Source organism: Cupriavidus sp. CuC1, from assembly GCF_044627735.1.
GTDB classification, from domain to species: Bacteria; Pseudomonadota; Gammaproteobacteria; order Burkholderiales; family Burkholderiaceae; genus Cupriavidus; species Cupriavidus ulmosensis.
Genome location: NZ_JBIUHC010000037.1, coordinates 53,747 through 70,678 on the forward strand (window position 1 = coordinate 53,747; position 16,932 = coordinate 70,678).

At 66.4% G+C, this 16,932-nt stretch carries 15 protein-coding genes; 4 read left to right on the forward strand and 11 right to left on the reverse strand.

Features of this window, described 5'->3' with window-relative positions:
• Window positions 1-71: 71 nt before the first annotated feature.
• The 3 genes from ACGLHR_RS17865 to ACGLHR_RS17875 all read right to left on the reverse strand — a co-directional run bounded on the left by ACGLHR_RS17865 (window position 72) and on the right by ACGLHR_RS17875 (window position 2,249).
• Entirely contained in the window at window positions 72-521 is a 450-nt protein-coding gene (locus ACGLHR_RS17865) for a GatB/YqeY domain-containing protein (RefSeq protein WP_400095586.1), read from the reverse strand.
• Window positions 522-651: 130 nt separating this feature from the next.
• Window positions 652-864 carry a 30S ribosomal protein S21 gene (gene rpsU, locus ACGLHR_RS17870; protein WP_043348281.1) on the reverse strand — a complete coding sequence of 71 codons (213 nt, stop codon included), beginning with the start codon at window positions 862-864 and terminating at the stop codon, window positions 652-654.
• A 110-nt stretch (window positions 865-974) separates the two neighbouring features.
• Window positions 975-2,249 (reverse strand): NAD(P)/FAD-dependent oxidoreductase, encoded by a 1,275-nt coding sequence (locus ACGLHR_RS17875; protein WP_400095602.1) that lies wholly within the window; start codon window positions 2,247-2,249, stop codon window positions 975-977.
• A gap of 173 nt (window positions 2,250-2,422) precedes the next feature.
• Here ACGLHR_RS17875 and tsaD point away from each other — a divergent pair, with 173 nt between their 5' ends.
• A complete protein-coding gene (tsaD, locus tag ACGLHR_RS17880) occupies window positions 2,423-3,463 on the forward strand; it encodes a tRNA (adenosine(37)-N6)-threonylcarbamoyltransferase complex transferase subunit TsaD (RefSeq protein WP_267606466.1) in 1,041 nt (346 codons plus the stop codon).
• 71 nt (window positions 3,464-3,534) lie between these two features.
• On the opposite strand, the gene folE2 is transcribed toward tsaD, so the two are convergent.
• The 4 genes from folE2 to ACGLHR_RS17900 form a co-directional block, all read right to left on the reverse strand.
• Entirely contained in the window at window positions 3,535-4,338 is an 804-nt protein-coding gene (gene folE2 / locus ACGLHR_RS17885; protein WP_400095587.1) for a GTP cyclohydrolase FolE2, read from the reverse strand.
• Between the two features lie 238 nt (window positions 4,339-4,576).
• On the reverse strand, window positions 4,577-6,487 hold the full coding sequence (gene dxs / locus ACGLHR_RS17890; protein WP_400095589.1) for a 1-deoxy-D-xylulose-5-phosphate synthase: 1,911 nt from the start codon (window positions 6,485-6,487) through the stop codon (window positions 4,577-4,579).
• 59 nt (window positions 6,488-6,546) lie between these two features.
• Window positions 6,547-7,467, reverse strand: coding sequence for a farnesyl diphosphate synthase (locus ACGLHR_RS17895; RefSeq protein ID WP_318232010.1), 921 nt, complete (start codon window positions 7,465-7,467; stop codon window positions 6,547-6,549).
• Window positions 7,464-7,754 (reverse strand): exodeoxyribonuclease VII small subunit, encoded by a 291-nt coding sequence (locus ACGLHR_RS17900; protein WP_267603927.1) that lies wholly within the window; start codon window positions 7,752-7,754, stop codon window positions 7,464-7,466. Before ACGLHR_RS17900 ends, ACGLHR_RS17895 begins: the two co-directional genes overlap by 4 nt.
• 358 nt (window positions 7,755-8,112) lie before the next feature.
• Between ACGLHR_RS17900 and ACGLHR_RS17905 the strand changes: the two genes are divergently transcribed.
• The 3 genes from ACGLHR_RS17905 to ACGLHR_RS17915 all read left to right on the forward strand — a co-directional run bounded on the left by ACGLHR_RS17905 (window position 8,113) and on the right by ACGLHR_RS17915 (window position 11,337).
• Window positions 8,113-9,216 (forward strand): aromatic ring-hydroxylating dioxygenase subunit alpha, encoded by a 1,104-nt coding sequence (locus tag ACGLHR_RS17905; protein ID WP_400095591.1) that lies wholly within the window; start codon window positions 8,113-8,115, stop codon window positions 9,214-9,216.
• A gap of 256 nt (window positions 9,217-9,472) precedes the next feature.
• On the forward strand, window positions 9,473-10,393 hold the full coding sequence (locus ACGLHR_RS17910; RefSeq protein ID WP_400095593.1) for a DMT family transporter: 921 nt from the start codon (window positions 9,473-9,475) through the stop codon (window positions 10,391-10,393).
• 86 nt (window positions 10,394-10,479) lie between these two features.
• The gene (locus ACGLHR_RS17915) at window positions 10,480-11,337 is read left to right on the forward strand and encodes a sulfurtransferase (protein WP_400095595.1); all 858 of its coding nucleotides are present in this window, start codon (window positions 10,480-10,482) and stop codon (window positions 11,335-11,337) included.
• A gap of 52 nt (window positions 11,338-11,389) precedes the next feature.
• Here the strand turns inward: ACGLHR_RS17915 and ACGLHR_RS17920 are convergent, their stop codons facing one another.
• From ACGLHR_RS17920 to polA, 4 genes are all read right to left on the reverse strand, one after another.
• Window positions 11,390-12,181 (reverse strand): ZIP family metal transporter, encoded by a 792-nt coding sequence (locus ACGLHR_RS17920; RefSeq protein ID WP_400095603.1) that lies wholly within the window; start codon window positions 12,179-12,181, stop codon window positions 11,390-11,392.
• A gap of 234 nt (window positions 12,182-12,415) precedes the next feature.
• Complete coding sequence (locus ACGLHR_RS17925) at window positions 12,416-13,288, reverse strand: dienelactone hydrolase family protein (protein WP_400095596.1); 873 nt, start codon at window positions 13,286-13,288, stop codon at window positions 12,416-12,418.
• A gap of 191 nt (window positions 13,289-13,479) precedes the next feature.
• The gene (locus ACGLHR_RS17930; protein ID WP_318232016.1) at window positions 13,480-14,808 is read right to left on the reverse strand and encodes an NAD(P)/FAD-dependent oxidoreductase; all 1,329 of its coding nucleotides are present in this window, start codon (window positions 14,806-14,808) and stop codon (window positions 13,480-13,482) included.
• Window positions 14,809-15,008: 200 nt separating this feature from the next.
• Window positions 15,009-16,932, reverse strand: a 1,924-nt coding sequence (polA, locus tag ACGLHR_RS17935) for a DNA polymerase I (protein ID WP_400095598.1), incomplete at its 5' end; no start/stop codon positions are given.

Consider the following 16,932-nt stretch of genomic DNA (forward strand, 5'->3'; position numbering starts at 1 on the left):
CCGGGAGAAAGCGCCTTAAATGACACTCAGTCGCCTTCGCTCGCCAGGCGCCAGCTGGCGCCCGGGCCCGCTCAACGCCCCGTCAGCGCGGCCTTGACCAGGCCGGAGACGGCGGTCATGTCGGCACGGCCGGCCAGCTTGGCCTTGAGCACAGCCATGACCTTGCCCATGTCCTGCGGGCCGGCGGCGCCGGTTTGCGTGACCGCGGCCTGCACTTCGGCAGCAACTTCCGCATCCGACAAGGCCGCCGGCATGTAGACCTTGAGCACTTCGATTTCCGCGCTCTCCTTGTCCGCCAGGTCGGTGCGGCCAGCTTGCGTGAACTGGGAAATGGAATCCTTGCGCTGCTTGATCAGCTTTTCGATCACGGCCTGCACGGCGGTGTCGTCGAGTTCGATGCGCTCGTCCACTTCCCGTTGCTTGATGGCGGCCAGCAGCAGGCGGATGGTGCCAAGGCGCTCGGTCTCGCGGGCACGCATGGCGGCCTTCATGTCTTCGGTTACACGGGCTTTGAGGGACATTGCATTATTCCAGGAAAGTGTGGGCGGGACGGTGCCGGCCAGGCGCTGCGCCGGCCGTCGGACCGCCAATGCAAAAACCCGCCGGAGCCTTGCCCACAGCGGGTTTTGATGCGGAACGCGAAGAGTACGCTCAGTACATCTTCTTCGGCAGCATCAGACTGCGGATGCGCTTGTAGTGGCGCTTTTCGGCGGCGGCCTTCTTGCGCTTGCGCTCAGCCGTCGGCTTTTCGTAAAACTCGCGAGCCCGCAATTCAGTCAGCAAGCCGTTTTTCTCGATGGTGCGCTTGAAACGACGCATGGCAACTTCAAACGGCTCGTTTTCTTTAAGGTGGATCGTGGTCATTTTGCTGAAATAAGTAGCAGCTGTTAGCGGTTTTACGAAAGCTACAAGTGTAGCACAACCGCTGTCAAGCCCGTATGGCGGTTTTTTCGTCGCCGTGCCGCTTACGACGCTCAGGCCGTCCCCGCCACCATGGCCCTTGCGTTCTCCGCCACGGCCTGGCCGGCGGCCACGCCGGATGCCCACGCCCACTGGAAGTTGTACCCGCCCAGCCAGCCGGTGACGTCGACCACCTCGCCGATAAAGTACAGGTTCGGCACGGTGCGCGCCATCATGGTGGCCGACGACAGCGCCCGCGTATCCACGCCGCCGAGCGTGACCTCGGCCTTGCGATAGCCCTCGGTGCCTGCCGGCACCAGTTGCCAGCTGTTGAGCGCGGCGCCGAGCCGGCGCAGTGCCTTGTCCGGCATGTCGTGCAACGGCTGGGCACCGTTGAGGCCCGCCGCCGCGCACCAGGCGTCTGCCAGGCGGGCCGGCAGGCGCTCGGCCAGCAGGTTGGCCAGGTGCTTGCGGCTGCCCCCCTTTTGCTCGAGCAGCCAGGCGCTGGCGTCATTGCCGTCGAACAGGTCGATGGTAATCGGCGTGCCGGGGCGCCAGAAGCTGGAGATCTGCAGCACGGCCGGGCCGGACAGGCCGCGATGGGTCCACAGCAAGTCCTCGCGGAAGGCGCCGGCCGTCTTGCCGTTGCCTGTCGCGATGTCAACCTCCATCGACACCCCGGCCAGCGGCACGAACGGCGCCCAGCCCTGCCCGTCGAAGGTCAGCGGCACCAGCGCCGGGCGTGTTTCGACCACGCTCAGCCCGAACTGGCGGGCAATGCGGTAGCCGATGTCGGTGGCGCCGATCTTGGGGATGGACAGGCCGCCGGTGGCCACCACCAGCGCGCCGGCGCGTACCGGCCCGCTGGCCGTCATCAGCAGGAAATCGTCGCCCTCGCGCCGGACCTCGTCCACGCCGCAGCCGGTGCGCCAGTGCACATTGCCCGCGCCGCATTCGGCACGCAGCATCTCGATCACCTGCTCGGCGCTGTCGTTGCAGAAGAGCTGGCCGCGGTGCTTCTCATGCCAGTCGATCTCATGCTTGCGCATCAGCGCGAGGAAATCCTGCGGCGTGTAGCGAGCGAGCGCGGAACGGCAGAAGTGCGGATTAGCCGACAGAAAATTGGCCGGTCCCGCCTGCAGGTTGGTGAAATTGCAGCGCCCGCCACCGGAAATACGGATTTTCTCCGCCACCTTGGTGGCGTGGTCGATCAGCACCACGCTGGCACCGCCCTGCCCTGCCACGGCGGCGCACATCATGCCGGCGGCCCCGGCGCCAAGCACCGCCACATCGAAGCGCCCTGCGCGCGTGCCGGCCTGGCCGGTCTCTGCGGTCTGCTTGCTGCCCATGTCTGTCTTGCCCACTCAATGCCTGCTGAAGAAGCGGCGATTGTAGCGAAAAGCATGGCCAGCGCCGCTGTGCTACCCTGCTGGCCTCATGCCAGGCTGCAGGCCCGATGGTCCGCAGCCCGCACCAACCCCTTGATTTGCCGGCCTCGCTTGATGCCGGCCTTGCCTCTCCCATGCTTGTCCTCGGCATCGAATCCTCCTGCGACGAAACCGGCCTCGCGCTTTACGACACGCAAGCCGGCCTGCTCGCCCACGCCCTGCATTCGCAGATCGCCATGCACCGCGACTACGGCGGCGTAGTGCCTGAACTCGCCTCGCGCGACCATATCCGCCGCGTGCTGCCGCTGTTGCAGCAAGTGCTCGACGAAGCCGGGCGCACCCGCGCCGACATCGGCGCGATCGCCTTTACCCAAGGGCCCGGCCTGGCCGGCGCGTTGCTGGTGGGCGCATCGGTGGCCAACGCCCTGGGCTTCGCGCTCAATGTGCCGATGCTGGGCGTGCACCATCTCGAAGGCCACCTGCTGTCGCCGCTGCTGGCGCCCAATCCACCGCCGTTCCCGTTCGTTGCCTTGCTGGTTTCCGGCGGCCACACGCAGTTGATGGAAGTGCGCGGCATCGGCGAGTACGCCTTGCTGGGCGAGACCCTGGACGACGCCGCCGGCGAAGCGTTCGACAAGACCGCCAAGCTGCTCGGCCTGAGCTACCCGGGCGGCCCCGAAGTCTCGCGGCTGGCCGAGTTCGGCGTGCCGGGCACGTACGCCCTGCCGCGTCCGATGCTGCATTCGGGCAACCTCGATTTCTCCTTCGCCGGCCTGAAAACCGCCGTGCTCACGCAAACCCGCAAGCTGGGCAATGTGTGCGAGCAGGACAGGGCCAACCTGGCGCGCTCCTTTGTCGATGCCATCGTCGACGTCCTGGCCGCCAAGTCGATGGCCGCGCTCAAGCAGACCGGGCACCGGCGCCTGGTCGTCGCCGGCGGCGTGGGTGCCAACCGGCAGTTGCGCGAGCGGCTGGACCAGCTCGGCGCGCAGAAGAAGATCGCGGTCTATTACCCGGACCTGGCTTTCTGCACGGATAACGGCGCCATGATTGCCTTCGCTGGCGCAATGCGGCTGCAAGCCGCGCCGGAACTGGCCAAGCGCGACTACGGTTACGGCGTGACGCCGCGCTGGGAGCTGTCGGATATCCGGCTGCCAGAGCGCCCCCACGCCTGAAGCCAAAGTTTCGATGCCCAGTAAAAAAAAAAGCCACCTCGCGGTGGCTTTTTTGACAGGGCCCGGCGGGCTTACTGCGCGCGCTTGTCGCGCTCGATCACGGCATAGGCGCTGTGATTGTGGATGGACTCGAAGTTCTCGGCCTCCAGCACATAGGCCACGATGCGATCGTCCGCATTCAGGCGCATGGCGATATCGCGCACCAGGTCCTCGACGAACTTGGGGTTCTCGTAAGCGCGCTCGGTGACGAACTTCTCGTCCGGGCGCTTGAGCAGGCCCCACAGCTCGCACGAGGCTTCTTCCTCGGCCATGCGCACCAGCGCCTCGACCGGCAGGTCGCCCGCCAGCTCCACGTTCATGGTGATGTGCGAGCGCTGGTTGTGCGCGCCGTACTGCGAGATCTTCTTCGAGCACGGGCACAGGCTGGTGACCGGCACCAGGGCTTTCAGGAAGACCTTGGAGGCGCCGTCGCGCACTTCGCCGATCAACGTGACCTCATAGTCCATCAACGATTGCACGCCCGATACCGGCGCGGTCTTGTTGATGAAATACGGGAAAGTCACTTCGATGCGGCCAGCCTCGGCTTCCAGCTTGACCAGCATCTTGTCGAGGAGCGAGCGGAATGTCGCCAGCTCCAGCGGCTCGCCCTCTTCTTCCAGCAAGGCGACGAAACGCGACATGTGCGTGCCTTTCTGGTCGGCGGGCAGGTGCACGTCGAGATTGAACGTGCCAACGGTGGCCAGCACGCCGGCCGGCGTCTTCAGCGACAGGGGGTAACGCACGCCCTTCACGCCAACCCGCTGGATGGGGATCTGGCGGGTATCGAGGCTCGACTGCACGTCGGGCATCACAAAGGCGGGATTGATGTCATTCATACCGGTTAGGTTTCCTCTACGGTCGCGGCATTTTTCGCAGTCAACCTTGCCGCGCAACGAGTGTGAAACCGCGGGGATGGCAAAGCCGATGCCTTCCCGCAGCTGCGAACACAGAACCTGGGATTCTAAGGGAAATTGCCTTTGGCTGCCCACGAGCGGGGCGATACCCGTACGCGGAGCACGGATGCCAGGCATCAGGAAAACCGGCGCGCCCGCAAGCCGCGGGCGCGCCGCTGGCTCAGGCCGCGCGCGTGGCGACGGCCGGCTTTGCCAGGTTGAAGCGCTCGCGCACCGAGTGCTCGATGCCTTTGGCGTCCAGCCCGCATTGCGACAACAGGAAGGCCGGATCGCCATGATCGACAAAACGGTCGGGCAGGCCAAGCTGCAGCACCGACACGGCGATGCCGGCGGCGGCCAGCGCTTCGAGCACCGCGCTGCCAGCGCCACCCATCACGCAGCCTTCTTCGACGGTGACGAGGTAGTCATGCTCACTCGCCAGCTTCTTCACCAGCGCTTCGTCCAGCGGCTTGACAAAGCGCATGTTGGCCACCGAGGCGTCGAGCGCCTCGGCCGCGCCCAGCGCCGGATGCAGCATCGAGCCGAACGCCAGGAAGGCCACGCGCTGGCCGGCGCGAGCGCCGCCCGTGCGGCGCATCTCGCCCTTGCCCACCGGCAGCGCCGTGAGCGCGGCCTCGGTCGCCACGCCGGTGCCGGCACCGCGCGGGTAACGCACGGCGGTCGGGCAATCCTGCTGGAACGCAGTGGTCAGCAGCTGGCGGCATTCGTTCTCGTCGGCCGGCGTCATCACCATCATGTTGGGGATGCAGCGCAGGAAGGCGATGTCGTAGGCGCCCGCATGGGTGGCACCGTCGGCGCCGACCAGGCCGGCGCGGTCGAGTGCGAACACCACCGGCAGGTTCTGCAGCGCCACGTCGTGGATCAGCTGGTCATAGCCGCGCTGCAGGAACGTGGAGTAGATCGCCAGCACGGGCTTGAGGCCTTCGCAGGCCAGCCCGCCCGCGAACGTCACGGCATGCTGCTCCGCGATGCCCACGTCGTAGTAGCGGTTGGGGAAGCGCTTCTCGAACTCGACCATGCCGGAGCCTTCGCGCATGGCCGGCGTCACCGCCACCAGCTTGGGCTCGGCGGCGGCCATGTCGCACAGCCATTCGCCGAACACCTGCGTGTAGGTCTTGCGGGCCGGTTTGGTCGACGGCCGAATGCCTTCGGCCGGGTTGAACTTGCCGGGGCCGTGGTACAGGATCGGGTCGGCCTCGGCCAGCTTGTAGCCCTGGCCCTTTTTGGTGACCACGTGCAGGAACTGCGGGCCGCCGCCCTCGAGGGCGCGCTGGCGGATGTTCTGCAGCGTCGGCACCAGCGATTCGAGATCGTGGCCGTCGATCGGGCCGATGTAGTTGAAACCGAATTCCTCGAACAGCGTCGCCGGCACCATCATGCCCTTGGCATGCTCCTCGAAGCGCTTGGCGAACTCGAGCACCGGCGGGGCCACCGACAGCACGCGCTCGATCCCCTTCTTGGTGGCCGCGTAGAACTTGCCGCTCATCAGCCGCGCGAGGTGGCTGTTGAGCGCGCCCACCGGGGGCGAGATCGACATGTCGTTGTCGTTGAGCACCACCAGCAGCGGCAGGTCCTTGTAGACGCCGGCGTTGTTCATGGCCTCGAAGGCCATGCCGGCGGTCATCGCGCCGTCGCCGATCACGGCGATGGAAACGCGCTTCTCGCCCAGGGTGCGGGCGCCCAGCGCCATGCCCAGCGCAGCCGAGATGGAGGTGGAGGAATGCGCGGTGCCGAAGGTGTCGTATTCGCTTTCCGAGCGGCGCGGGAAACCCGAGATGCCGCCCCACTGGCGCAGCGTATGCATGCGGTCGCGGCGCCCGGTCAGGATCTTGTGCGGATAGCTTTGGTGCCCCACGTCCCAGACGACCCGGTCGTCCGGCGTATCGAACACATAGTGCAGGGCGATGGTCAGCTCGACCGTGCCAAGGTTGGACGACAGGTGGCCGCCGGTTTGCGACACCGATTCGAGCACGTAGGCGCGGAGTTCGTCGGCCAGCGTCTTGAGCTGGCGGCGGTCCAGCCTGCGAAGGGCTGCGGGGTCGTCAATAGTTTTGAGCAGTGCGTAGGTCATGATGTCCGTTCGGCGGCCGGATTCTTGTGCCCGGTTGTCAGTGTTTCCTGCTTGTCCATTCAATTCGAGCGCAGCACGATGAGATCGGCCAGTTCGCCCAGGCGTCGGGCGCGCGCGCCGAACACCGCCAACGCTTCGTGCGCCGTGGCCCGAAGCTGCTGCGCCAGCTGGCGTGCAGGCTCGAGCCCCATCAGCGACACGTAGGTCGGCTTGTCGTTTGCCGCATCCTTGCCGGCGGTCTTGCCCAGCGTGGCGGTATCTGCGGTCACGTCGAGGATATCGTCCACCACCTGGAACGCAAGGCCCACGGCAGCGGCGTAACGGTCGAGCGCGGCCAGGCCGGCCTCGTCCACCGTACCGCAGTAGGCGCCCATGCGTACGCTGGCACGCAGCAATGCGCCGGTCTTCATGCGGTGCATGCCTTCCAGTTCTTCCAGCGACATGGCCAGGCCGACATGCTGCAGGTCAATCGCCTGCCCGCCCGCCATGCCTACCGAGCCAGAGGCCCGGGCCAGTTCCGCTACCAGGCGCATGCGTGCGGCGGCGTCGAGCGAGGCCAGCGAGGCCGATTCGGCCAGCACCACGAAGGCCTGGGTCTGCAGCGCGTCGCCCACCAGCAGCGCCGTCGCTTCATCATAAGCCTTGTGCACGGTGGGACGGCCACGACGCAAATCGTCATCGTCCATGCAAGGCATATCGTCGTGGACCAGCGAGTAAGCGTGGATCATCTCCACCGCGCTGGCCGCCGCGTCGCAAGCCTCGGGGGCCGCGCCCGCCACTTCACCGGCCGCATGCACCAGCAAGGGGCGAACCCGCTTGCCACCGCCGAGCACAGCATACCGCATGGCTTCGTGCAGCGTGCACGGCACTGTTTCCACCGCCGGCAGCCCGGCGTCGAGCGCGGCCTCGGTCCTGGCGCCCGTGGCGCGCATCCAGGCGGCGAAATCGCCGGCTTCGATGGCTTGATGCGATTCGCTCATTCCAGGTCTCCAGCGTCGGCAGACATGGGCTTGAGCACATCGCCATCCAGTACTTTAACCTGTTGTTCCACGCGTTCGAGCATCTGCTGGCAGTACCTGACCAGTTCAGCCCCGCGCTTGTACGCGGCCAAAGAATCTTCCAGCGGCAAGGCGCCGCCCTCCATGCTGGCTACCAGCGCCTCCAGTTCGGCCATGGCGGCCTCGTAGGAGGCGGGCGGCGTGGAGGCGGACCGCTGGTCGGTCGCGGCCGGATCGGTCTGGGCCGGGGAGCTCGTAGTCTTTGGCATTGCGGACATTGAATCTGGGGAAGGTGGGATTTTACGCCAAAGCGGGGCGTTGGCCGCATCCATGCAATCAGGGGGCATGGACAGCGTTGCCGGAAAGTGACTTGTGCGCTCGGGTCGTCTTTCCGAATGCGCCCTGAACGACACCTAAATGACGACCCGGGTCGACTTTTTCGCTAAAAAGGCTAAATAATCAGTCCCTTAAGTTTTTCGCTCGGGTACAATCCGCGGTTCGTCAGCGCGATCTCCATCCATCGGTCCGGAAGCGGGCCAGGGCGCGGCTGACTGTCTTTCCCATATCGATTTCTTTTTCGATGGTTGGGTTGTTCACTGCTTTCGCCTGTCATAGGGAGTGGGGATAATGTCCAATCTCAGCACCGCGCTGAAACTGGTGCCGGCTGATACGCAGTTGCCCGTAAACGTCTACATCGACGAGGCACTGCATCAACAAGAACTGGAACTGCTGTTCAAGAAGGGCCCGGGTTATGTCGGCCACGAGCTGATGATCCCCGAAACGGGCGATTATCACACGCTGGCTGCCGAGGACGAGGGCCGCATCCTGGTACGGAATGCCGACGGGATCGAGCTCATGTCCAATGTCTGCCGCCACCGGCAGGCCATCATGCTCAATGGCCGCGGCAATGCGAAAAACATTGTCTGCCCCTTGCACCGCTGGACCTACGACCTCAAGGGCGAGCTGCTCGGCGCACCGCATTTCGCCGAGCGTCCGTGCGTCCATCTGAACCGCTCGCCGCTGCAGAACTGGAACGGCCTGCTGTTCGAGGGACAGCGCGACGTGCGCGCCGACCTGGCACGCCTGGGCGTGGCCGAAGACCTGAACTTCGAAGGCTACCTGCTCGACCACGTCGAGATCCACGAGTGCAACTACAACTGGAAGACCTTTATCGAGGTCTATCTGGAGGACTACCACGTCGTGCCGTTCCACCCGGGCCTCGGGAGCTTTGTCTCCTGCGACGACCTGAGCTGGGAGTTCGGCGACTGGCACAGCGTCCAGACTGTCGGGTTGCACGCGGGCCTGAAGCGCCCGGGCAGCCCCACGTACCAGAAGTGGCATGAGGCCGTGCTGCGCTTCAACAACGGCGTTCTGCCCAAGTATGGCGCGATCTGGCTCACCTACTACCCCAACATCATGGTGGAGTGGTATCCGAACGTGCTCGTGGTCTCCACCCTGCACCCGCTCGGGCCGAACAAGACGCGCAACGTCGTGGAGTTCTACTACCCCGAGGAAATCGCGCTGTTCGAGCGCGAGTTCGTCGAGGCCGAGCGCGCCGCCTACATGGAAACCTGCGTCGAGGACGACGAGATCGCCGAGCGCATGGACGCCGGGCGCCGGGCGCTGGCAAAACGCGGCGTCAGCGAGACCGGCCCGTACCAGTCGCCCATGGAAGACGGTATGCAGCACTTTCATGAATGGTATCGCCGCGCCATGTCCTTCACGGACTGACCCGCCAGCCAAGGCCCAGCGGCCCGCGGCAGCGACACCGCAGTGACGACGCAAGCAAAACGGACCGCCCAGGCGGTCCGTTTTGCCTTTGGTGCAGTGCACACTCGCTGCTACAATCGCCGCTTCCGGTGTGCGCCCGGCGCCTCGCCGCCTGTCGTGCCGGCCATCCGCCTCATGCGGAGCCTTTCGCGATCCGGCTCCCCGCCCCCCGCCAGGAGCCGGCTCGCGCGCTGCCCATTCTTCCTTTCGCCTCACCATGCAATCGCTCTGGATGCTGTTCGCCGCCTTCGCCTTCTCGTTAATGGGGGTGGGCGTCAAGCTGGCATCCGAGATCTATGCCACGGGCGAGATCGTTTTCTACCGCAGCCTGATCGGCGTGATCATCATGTGGACAGTGCTGGCTTCGTCGGGCACCTCGGTGCGTACGCCCCACATGGCCATGCATATCAAGCGCAGCCTGTTCGGCGTGACCGCCCTGCTGCTGTGGTTCACCTCGATCACCATGCTGCCGCTGGCCACGGCAATGACCCTGAACTACATGTCGCCGGTCTGGATCGCGCTGATCCTGGGCGCCGGCGCGGCCTTGACCGGCACCGGCGGCGCCGACCGCAAGCTGATCGGCGCCATCCTGATGTCGTTCGGCGGCGTGATCTGCCTGTTGCAGCCGTCTGTCGGCCAGAACCAGCTCACCGGCGGCCTGATCGGCCTGATCTCCGGCATGTTCACCGCGCTGGCCTACGTCGAGGTACGCCAGCTCGGCCAGCTGGGCGAGCCCGAAGGCCGCATCGTGTTCTATTTCTCGGCAGTCGGGATGGTGGTGGGCCTGGCCTGGATGCTGTTCACCGGCCCAAGCACCCACACCTGGCGTGGCGCGGGCCTGCTGCTGGCCATCGGCATCCTGGCCACCCTCGGCCAGACCGCGATGACGCGCGCCTACAAGCGCGGCAACACACTGCTCACCGCTAACCTGCAGTACGCCGGCATCGTGTTCTCCAGCCTGTGGGGCATGATTGTCTGGCGCGACCAGCTCAACTGGCTGTCCTGGGTCGGCATGGCGCTGATCATCGCCAGCGGCATCGCCACCACGCTCACCCGGGCGCGCGAAGGCTCCAACCGGCAGCCGACCGCCGATACCCCGGTCAAGTCGGCCGAGGCGGAAGTGCACCCCGAGGTGTAGCATCGGGGGTGGCCAACGGTGCTCACCCCGCCGCCCGCGCCTGCCCGTGCCGTTGCAGCGCGACTATCCCAACCCAAGGTTATGCCATGTTCACCACCCTGATCTCCAGCCAGGACCTGCGCGCGCTGCGCGAAGACGGCAGCCGCCACAGCGTCGTGATCGACTGCAGTTTCGACCTGGCCAACCCAGCCGCCGGACGCGAGGCCTATCTCGTGGGCCACCTGCCCGGCGCCTTCTACCTGCACCTGGACAACGAGCTGTCCGGCGAGAAGACCGGCACCAACGGCCGGCACCCGTTGCCGGACCCCAACACGCTGACCGCGCGCTTGCGCGTGCTGGGCGTGAGCGAAGACACCCAGGTCATTGCCTACGACGCACAGGGCGGCATGTACGCGGCACGCGCCTGGTGGCTGCTGCGCTGGCTGGGCCACGGCGCGGTGGCCGTGCTGGATGGCGGCAAGAATGCGTGGGTGGCGGCCGGCCTGCCGCTCGAGGCGGACAACACGCCTGATCCCGAAATCCCGGGCAACCTGACGCGCAAGGCCTCGCTGGTCGCCATGGTGGACGCCGACGCCGTGCTGGCGAACCTCGCAAGCCCGACGCGGCTGGTGGTGGACGCCCGCGCGGCGGACCGCTTCCGTGGCGAGAACGAAACGCTGGATCCCGTGGGCGGGCATATCCCCGGCGCGGCCAACCGCTTCTTCAAGGACAACCTGGAGGGGAACGGCAGCTTCAAGCCGGCCGCTGCGTTGCGCCAGGAGTTCGGGCAAGTGCTGGGCAGCAAGCCGGCCAGCGAGGCGATCATGCAGTGCGGCTCGGGCGTGACCGCCTGCCACAACTTGCTGGCACTGGAAGTGGCTGGCATGCCGGGCGCAGCGCTCTACCCGGGCTCGTGGAGCGAGTGGTGCGCCGACCCGGCTCGGCCGGTGGCAAGCGGCGCCTGATGGTGGCGTGATGGTGGCACGATGGCGCCGCGACAGTGGGCGCCGGTCAGCCTTACTTGGTGGCAGCCGCCACGCCGTGCGCGTGGCCATGACCATGGTCATGCGCTTCGTGCACGCCATTGGTGATGAAGAAGATGGCGCAGATCCCGGTGGCGACCAGCGCCACCTGGATGATCGACTCGCGCCAGCGCGGCTTGCGCTGCATCTGCGGCATCAGGTCGCTCACGGCGATATAGACGAAGCTGCTTGAAGCAATCACCAGCACGTAGGGAATCCAGCCACTCATCTGGTCGAGCAGGTAATAGCCGACCACCCCGCCGGCGATGGCCGCCAGGCTGGACAGCAGGTTGAAGGCAAAGGCGCGCGCCTTCGAGAACCCAGCGTTGAGCAGCACGATGAAATCGCCAACTTCCTGCGGGATCTCGTGCGCGGCGATGGCCAGCGCGGTGACCAGGCCAATATGCGGATCGGCCAGGAAGGCAGCGGCGATCACGATGCCGTCGGCGAAGTTGTGGAAGGTATCGCCCACCAGGATGGTCATGCCGCTACGGCCCGCTTCCTCGCGGTCATGGCCGTGGTGGTGGTGGTGCCCATCCCCTTCGTGATGGTGAGAGTGGCGCAGCAGCGCGACCTTTTCCAGCAGGAAGAAACCAAGCAGGCCGGCCAGCAGGGTACCGAACAAGGCACGCGGATCGGCGCCGGACTCGAAGGCCTCGGGCAGGGAATGCAGCAGCGCCGTGGCCAGCAGCACCCCCACCGAGAAACTCACCATGCGCTCGACCACGCGGGATGCCACCGTCAGCGACAACAGCGCCGCGCCAAAGATACTGCCCACCCCCGAGATGGTGGCGGCAAGCAGGATGTAGACAAGCGTGGAATCGATGATGGGCTCCTGGGATCGGCTTTTCCGCTCGCGGGGAGCAGCATCGATCTCAAACGCAACAGTGTTGCAAGAAACGAAGCCCGCATTGTACGTAGGTTGCAGCCGGTTTTGCAAATCCCGCGGCACAAGTCGAGCTTGGCCGCGGGCCCGGCGCCGCCGGGCCTTGCCGCAAACGCGTGCCAATGCGCGCCCGCGTCAAACCCCGTGCTGCTTGAACCAGGCCAGGCAGCGCTGCCAGCCGTCCTTGGCGTCGGCCTCCCGATAGCTCGGGCGGTAGTCCGCGTTGAAGGCATGGCCGGATTCCGGATAGACCACGAAGGTCGATGCCTTGGCAAAGGGATCGTGCGATGCCGCCAGCGCCGCCCTCATCTTCTCGACCTGCTCCTGGGTGATCCCAGTGTCCTTGCCGCCATAGAGCCCCAGCACAGGCACCTTGAGCTGGCCGGCCAGGTCGATCGGGTTGCGCGGCTTGATCGGGGTCGGCTCGCCCACCAGCTGGCCATACCAGGCCACGCCGGCCTTGATCTGCTGGCTATGCGCGGCGTACAGCCAGGTAATGCGCCCGCCCCAGCAAAAGCCGGTGATGGCCAGCCGGCTGGTATTGCCGCCGTTGCCCTTGGCCCAGGCCACGGCAGCATCGAGATCGCCCATCACCTGCTCGTCGGGCACCTTGGAGATGAGCTTCGCCTGCAGTTCCTGGATAGTGCCGAAGCTGCTGGGGTCGCCCTGGCGCGCGAACAGCTCCGGCGCGATGGCGAGGTAGCCCAGCTTGGCAAAGCGCCGGCAGATGTCGGCGATGTGCTCATGCACGCCGAAGATCTCGCTGACCACCAGCACCACCGGCAAGTTGGTCTTGCCTTCCGGCTGGGCGCGGTACGCCGGCATGTTGAAGCCGCCCGAGGGAATCGTCACCTCGCCGGCGGTGAGGCCAGTGAAATCGGTCTTGATGGCCTGCGCCATCACGGGCAAGGCAGCGGCAGCAAACGCCGAACCCAGCGTCGTCTTGACGAAGGCGCGGCGGTCAAAGGACTGGCTAGGTACGAGGCTTTCGACTTCTGGCTTCAGCATGCGGTCTCCTGTCAGGCGTGGATGGCTTGAATGGCTTGGATTGCGGATCCGGAAGGGGCAAGGCACACCGACGCCACCGGCGCCGGGAGATCCGATTCTAAGCAAACATGGCGTGAAACGCACGCGCCCGGCAGGAGGGGCGAGCCTCTGCCCTCCTGCGGCACCCGTTAGCCTGTCAGCTGGTCAGCTGGTCAGTGCAGCTTGACGCGCGGGCTGGTCTTGCTGCGCAGCCAGTGGGTCACGGTATCCAGCCCCATGCCCACGGCGCCGTGCAGCGCCATGACGTGCATGCGGTACAGGGAGCTGTACATCACGCGCGCCAACAGGCCTTCGATGAACATGGAGCCGCCGATCAAGCCGCCCATCAGGCTGCCGACCGCGCTGAAATGCCCCAGCGACACCAGCGACCCCAGGTCCTTGAAGGCAAACGACGGCAGCGGCTTGCCGTCCAGTCGCGCGCGCAGCGCGCCGTAGAGGAACATGGCCTGCTGGTGCGCGGCCTGGGCGCGCGGCGGCACCGCGCCCTGCTTCTCGGGCCAGGGGCAGCTGGCGCAATCGCCAAAGGCGAAGATATCGGGATCGGCCTCGCTTTGCAGCGTGGGCTTGACGATGATCTGCCCCATCCGGCTGACCGGCAGGCCCAGGGTGGACAGCACCGCCGGCGCGGTAATGCCGGCGGCCCACACCGTCAGGTCGGCGTCGATGCGCTTGCCGCTGGCGGTCAGCACCGCGTCCTCGGTGACTTCGGTCACGCGCTCGGCGGTGAGGACTTCGATGTCGAGCTTGTGCAGCAGCTTGGTGGTTTCGGTGGACACGCGCTCGGACAGCGCGGGCAGGATGCGCGGGCCGGCCTCGATCACGTGGATGCGCACATCGCGGCGCGGATCCAGCTGATGCAGCCCGTAGGCGCTGAGCACGTGCGCGGTATTGCGCAGCTCGGCGGAGAGCTCGACGCCGGTGGCGCCGGCGCCGATGATGGCAACGTCCACGCGCGGGCGGCTGTCTTCGCCAATGCGCCCGCGCCCGTTCTGGGCACGCACGCAGGCCGAGATCAGCTTGCGGCGGAAGCGCTCTGCCTGATCCACGGTGTCGAGCGCGATGGCGTTCTCGGCCGCGCCGGGCACGCCGAAGAAATGCGTGACGCAGCCGATCGCCAGCACCAGGGTGTCATAGGGCAGTTCGCGCGCGGGCAAGAGCTCCGTGCCGTCGAGGTCGACGCAGGCCGCCACCGAGATGGTCTTGCGGGTCCGGTCGATGCCGGTCAGCTCGCCTTGCTGGAATTCGAAATGATGCCAGCGCGCCTGCGCGACGTATTCGAGTTGATGGGTGTGGGGATCCATGCTGCCGGCGGCCACTTCATGCAGCAGCGGTTTCCAGATATGCGTGGGGGAGCGGTCCACCAGTACCACCTGCGCGGCCCCGCTCTTGCCGAGCTTGTCGCCCAGCCGCGTGACCAGCTCCAGCCCGCCTGCTCCTCCTCCCACGACGATGATGCGATGCGCCCTTCCCTCTGTGCTCATGATCTACCCAGTGTCGTCGATATTCTTTTGCCGGGGCACGACGCGAGCCCGTGGCCACGGCTTTTCGCCAGTTTGCTGCACAGCAGCACAACTGGCAAGGCGCCATTCACCGATTCAGCGGTCGCTTCATTCGATACCAGGATGCAGGAATACGGGACCGTGGGCAATCCCGGAGCGGCCCGAGGGGCCGCCCCGTGCGCTTAGTGGGCCTCCTCCCAGTTGCTGCCGGTGCCGACTTCGGCCACCAGCGGCACGCGCAGTTCGGCCACATTGCACATCAGTTCCGGCAGCTTGACCTTGACCAGCTCCAGCTCGGCCTGCGGCACTTCAAGCACCAGTTCATCATGCACCTGCATGACTTGACGCGTGCCCAGGCCATCGCGTTCCAGCCAGCCCTGCACGGCGATCATGGACAGCTTGATCAGGTCGGCGGCGGTGCCCTGCATCGGCGCGTTGATGGCGGCGCGCTCGGCGCCCTGGCGGCGCGGGCCGTTGCCGCCATTGATGTCGGGCAGCCACAGGCGGCGGCCGAACACGGTCTCGACGAAGCCCTGCTCGCGCGCGGTCTGCCGCGTTTCTTCCATGTACCTCGCCACGCCGGGGTAGCGCATGAAATAGCGATCGATATAGTGCTTGGCGGCCTCGCGCTCGATGCCGAGGTTGCCGGCCAGGCCAAAGGCGCTCATGCCGTAGATCAGGCCGAAATTGATGACCTTGGCGTAGCGGCGCTGCTCGCTGCTGACCGCATCCGGCGCCACGCCGAAGATCTCCGCCGCGGTGGCGCGGTGCACGTCCTCGCCCTCGGCGAACGAGCGCATCAGGTTCTCGTCGCCGGAGATATGGGCCATGATGCGCAGCTCGATCTGCGAGTAATCGGCCGACACGATCACGTTGCCCGGACCGGCGATAAAGGCCTCGCGGATACGCCGGCCTTCTTCGGTACGCACGGGGATGTTCTGCAGGTTGGGCTCGGTCGAAGCCAGCCGGCCGGTCACCGCGGTGGTTTGCCCATAGCTGGTATGCACGCGGCCGGTAGCCGGGTTGACCATCTTCGGCAGCTTGTCGGTATAGGTGGACTTGAGCTTGGCCAGGCCGCGGTAGTCCAGCAGCAGCTTGGGCAGCGGGTAATCCTCGGCCAGCTTCTGCAGCACCTCTTCGTCGGTGGACGGCGCGCCGCTGGCGGTCTTCTTGACCACCGGCAGCTTCATCTGGCCGAACAGGATCTCGCCGATCTGCTTGGGCGAGCCAAGATTGAAGGGCTGGCCCGCGGCCTCATAGGCGGCCTGTTCCAGCTCCAGCATGCGCTGGCCAAGCTGCGCGCTCTGCGCGCCCAGGCGCGCGGCGTCGATCAGCACGCCATTGCGCTCGATCTTCTGCAGCACCACCGAGACCGGCATCTCGATCTGCTCATAGACGTAGTGCACGCCCCGCAAGGCCTCGACCTGCGGGTACATATTGCGGTGCAGGCGCAGCGTGACGTCGGCATCCTCGGCGGCGTACTCGGTGGCGCGCGCGATGTCGATCTGGTCGAAGCCGATCTGGCTCGCGCCCTTGCCGCACACTTCCTCGTAGCTGATGGTCTTGAGGCCGAGCAGGCGCTCGGCCAGGCTGTCCATGCCATGGTTGCGGTGGGACGCCAGCACGTAGCTCTGCAGCATGGTGTCGTGCACGATGCCGCGCAGGTTCACGCCATGATTGGCAAAGACATGGGCGTCGTACTTCAGGTTCTGACCGACCTTGCCGCGCAACGGGTCTTCCAGCCAGGCGCGCATGCGCGCCAGCACGGCCTCGCGCGTGAGCTGGCCATTGGCTTCCAGCCCCACCACATCCGGGCCGCGATGCGCCACCGGGATATAGCAGGCTTCGCCCGGCTCGATGGACAGCGAGATGCCGACCAGCTGCGCCTGCAGCGGGTCCAGCGAGGTGGTCTCGGTATCGATGGACACCAGCGGCGCGGTTTCGATGCGACGCATCCAGGCCTCCAGCGCCGCCTCGGTCGCCACGGTCTCGTAGCGGATCTGGGCCGGGGCCGGGGCGCTGTCGAACAGGCCGCCCTGGGCCGGGCCCGGATCGGCCGCACCCGCACCCGCGCCCGCACCCGCACCCGCACCCGCACCCGCACCC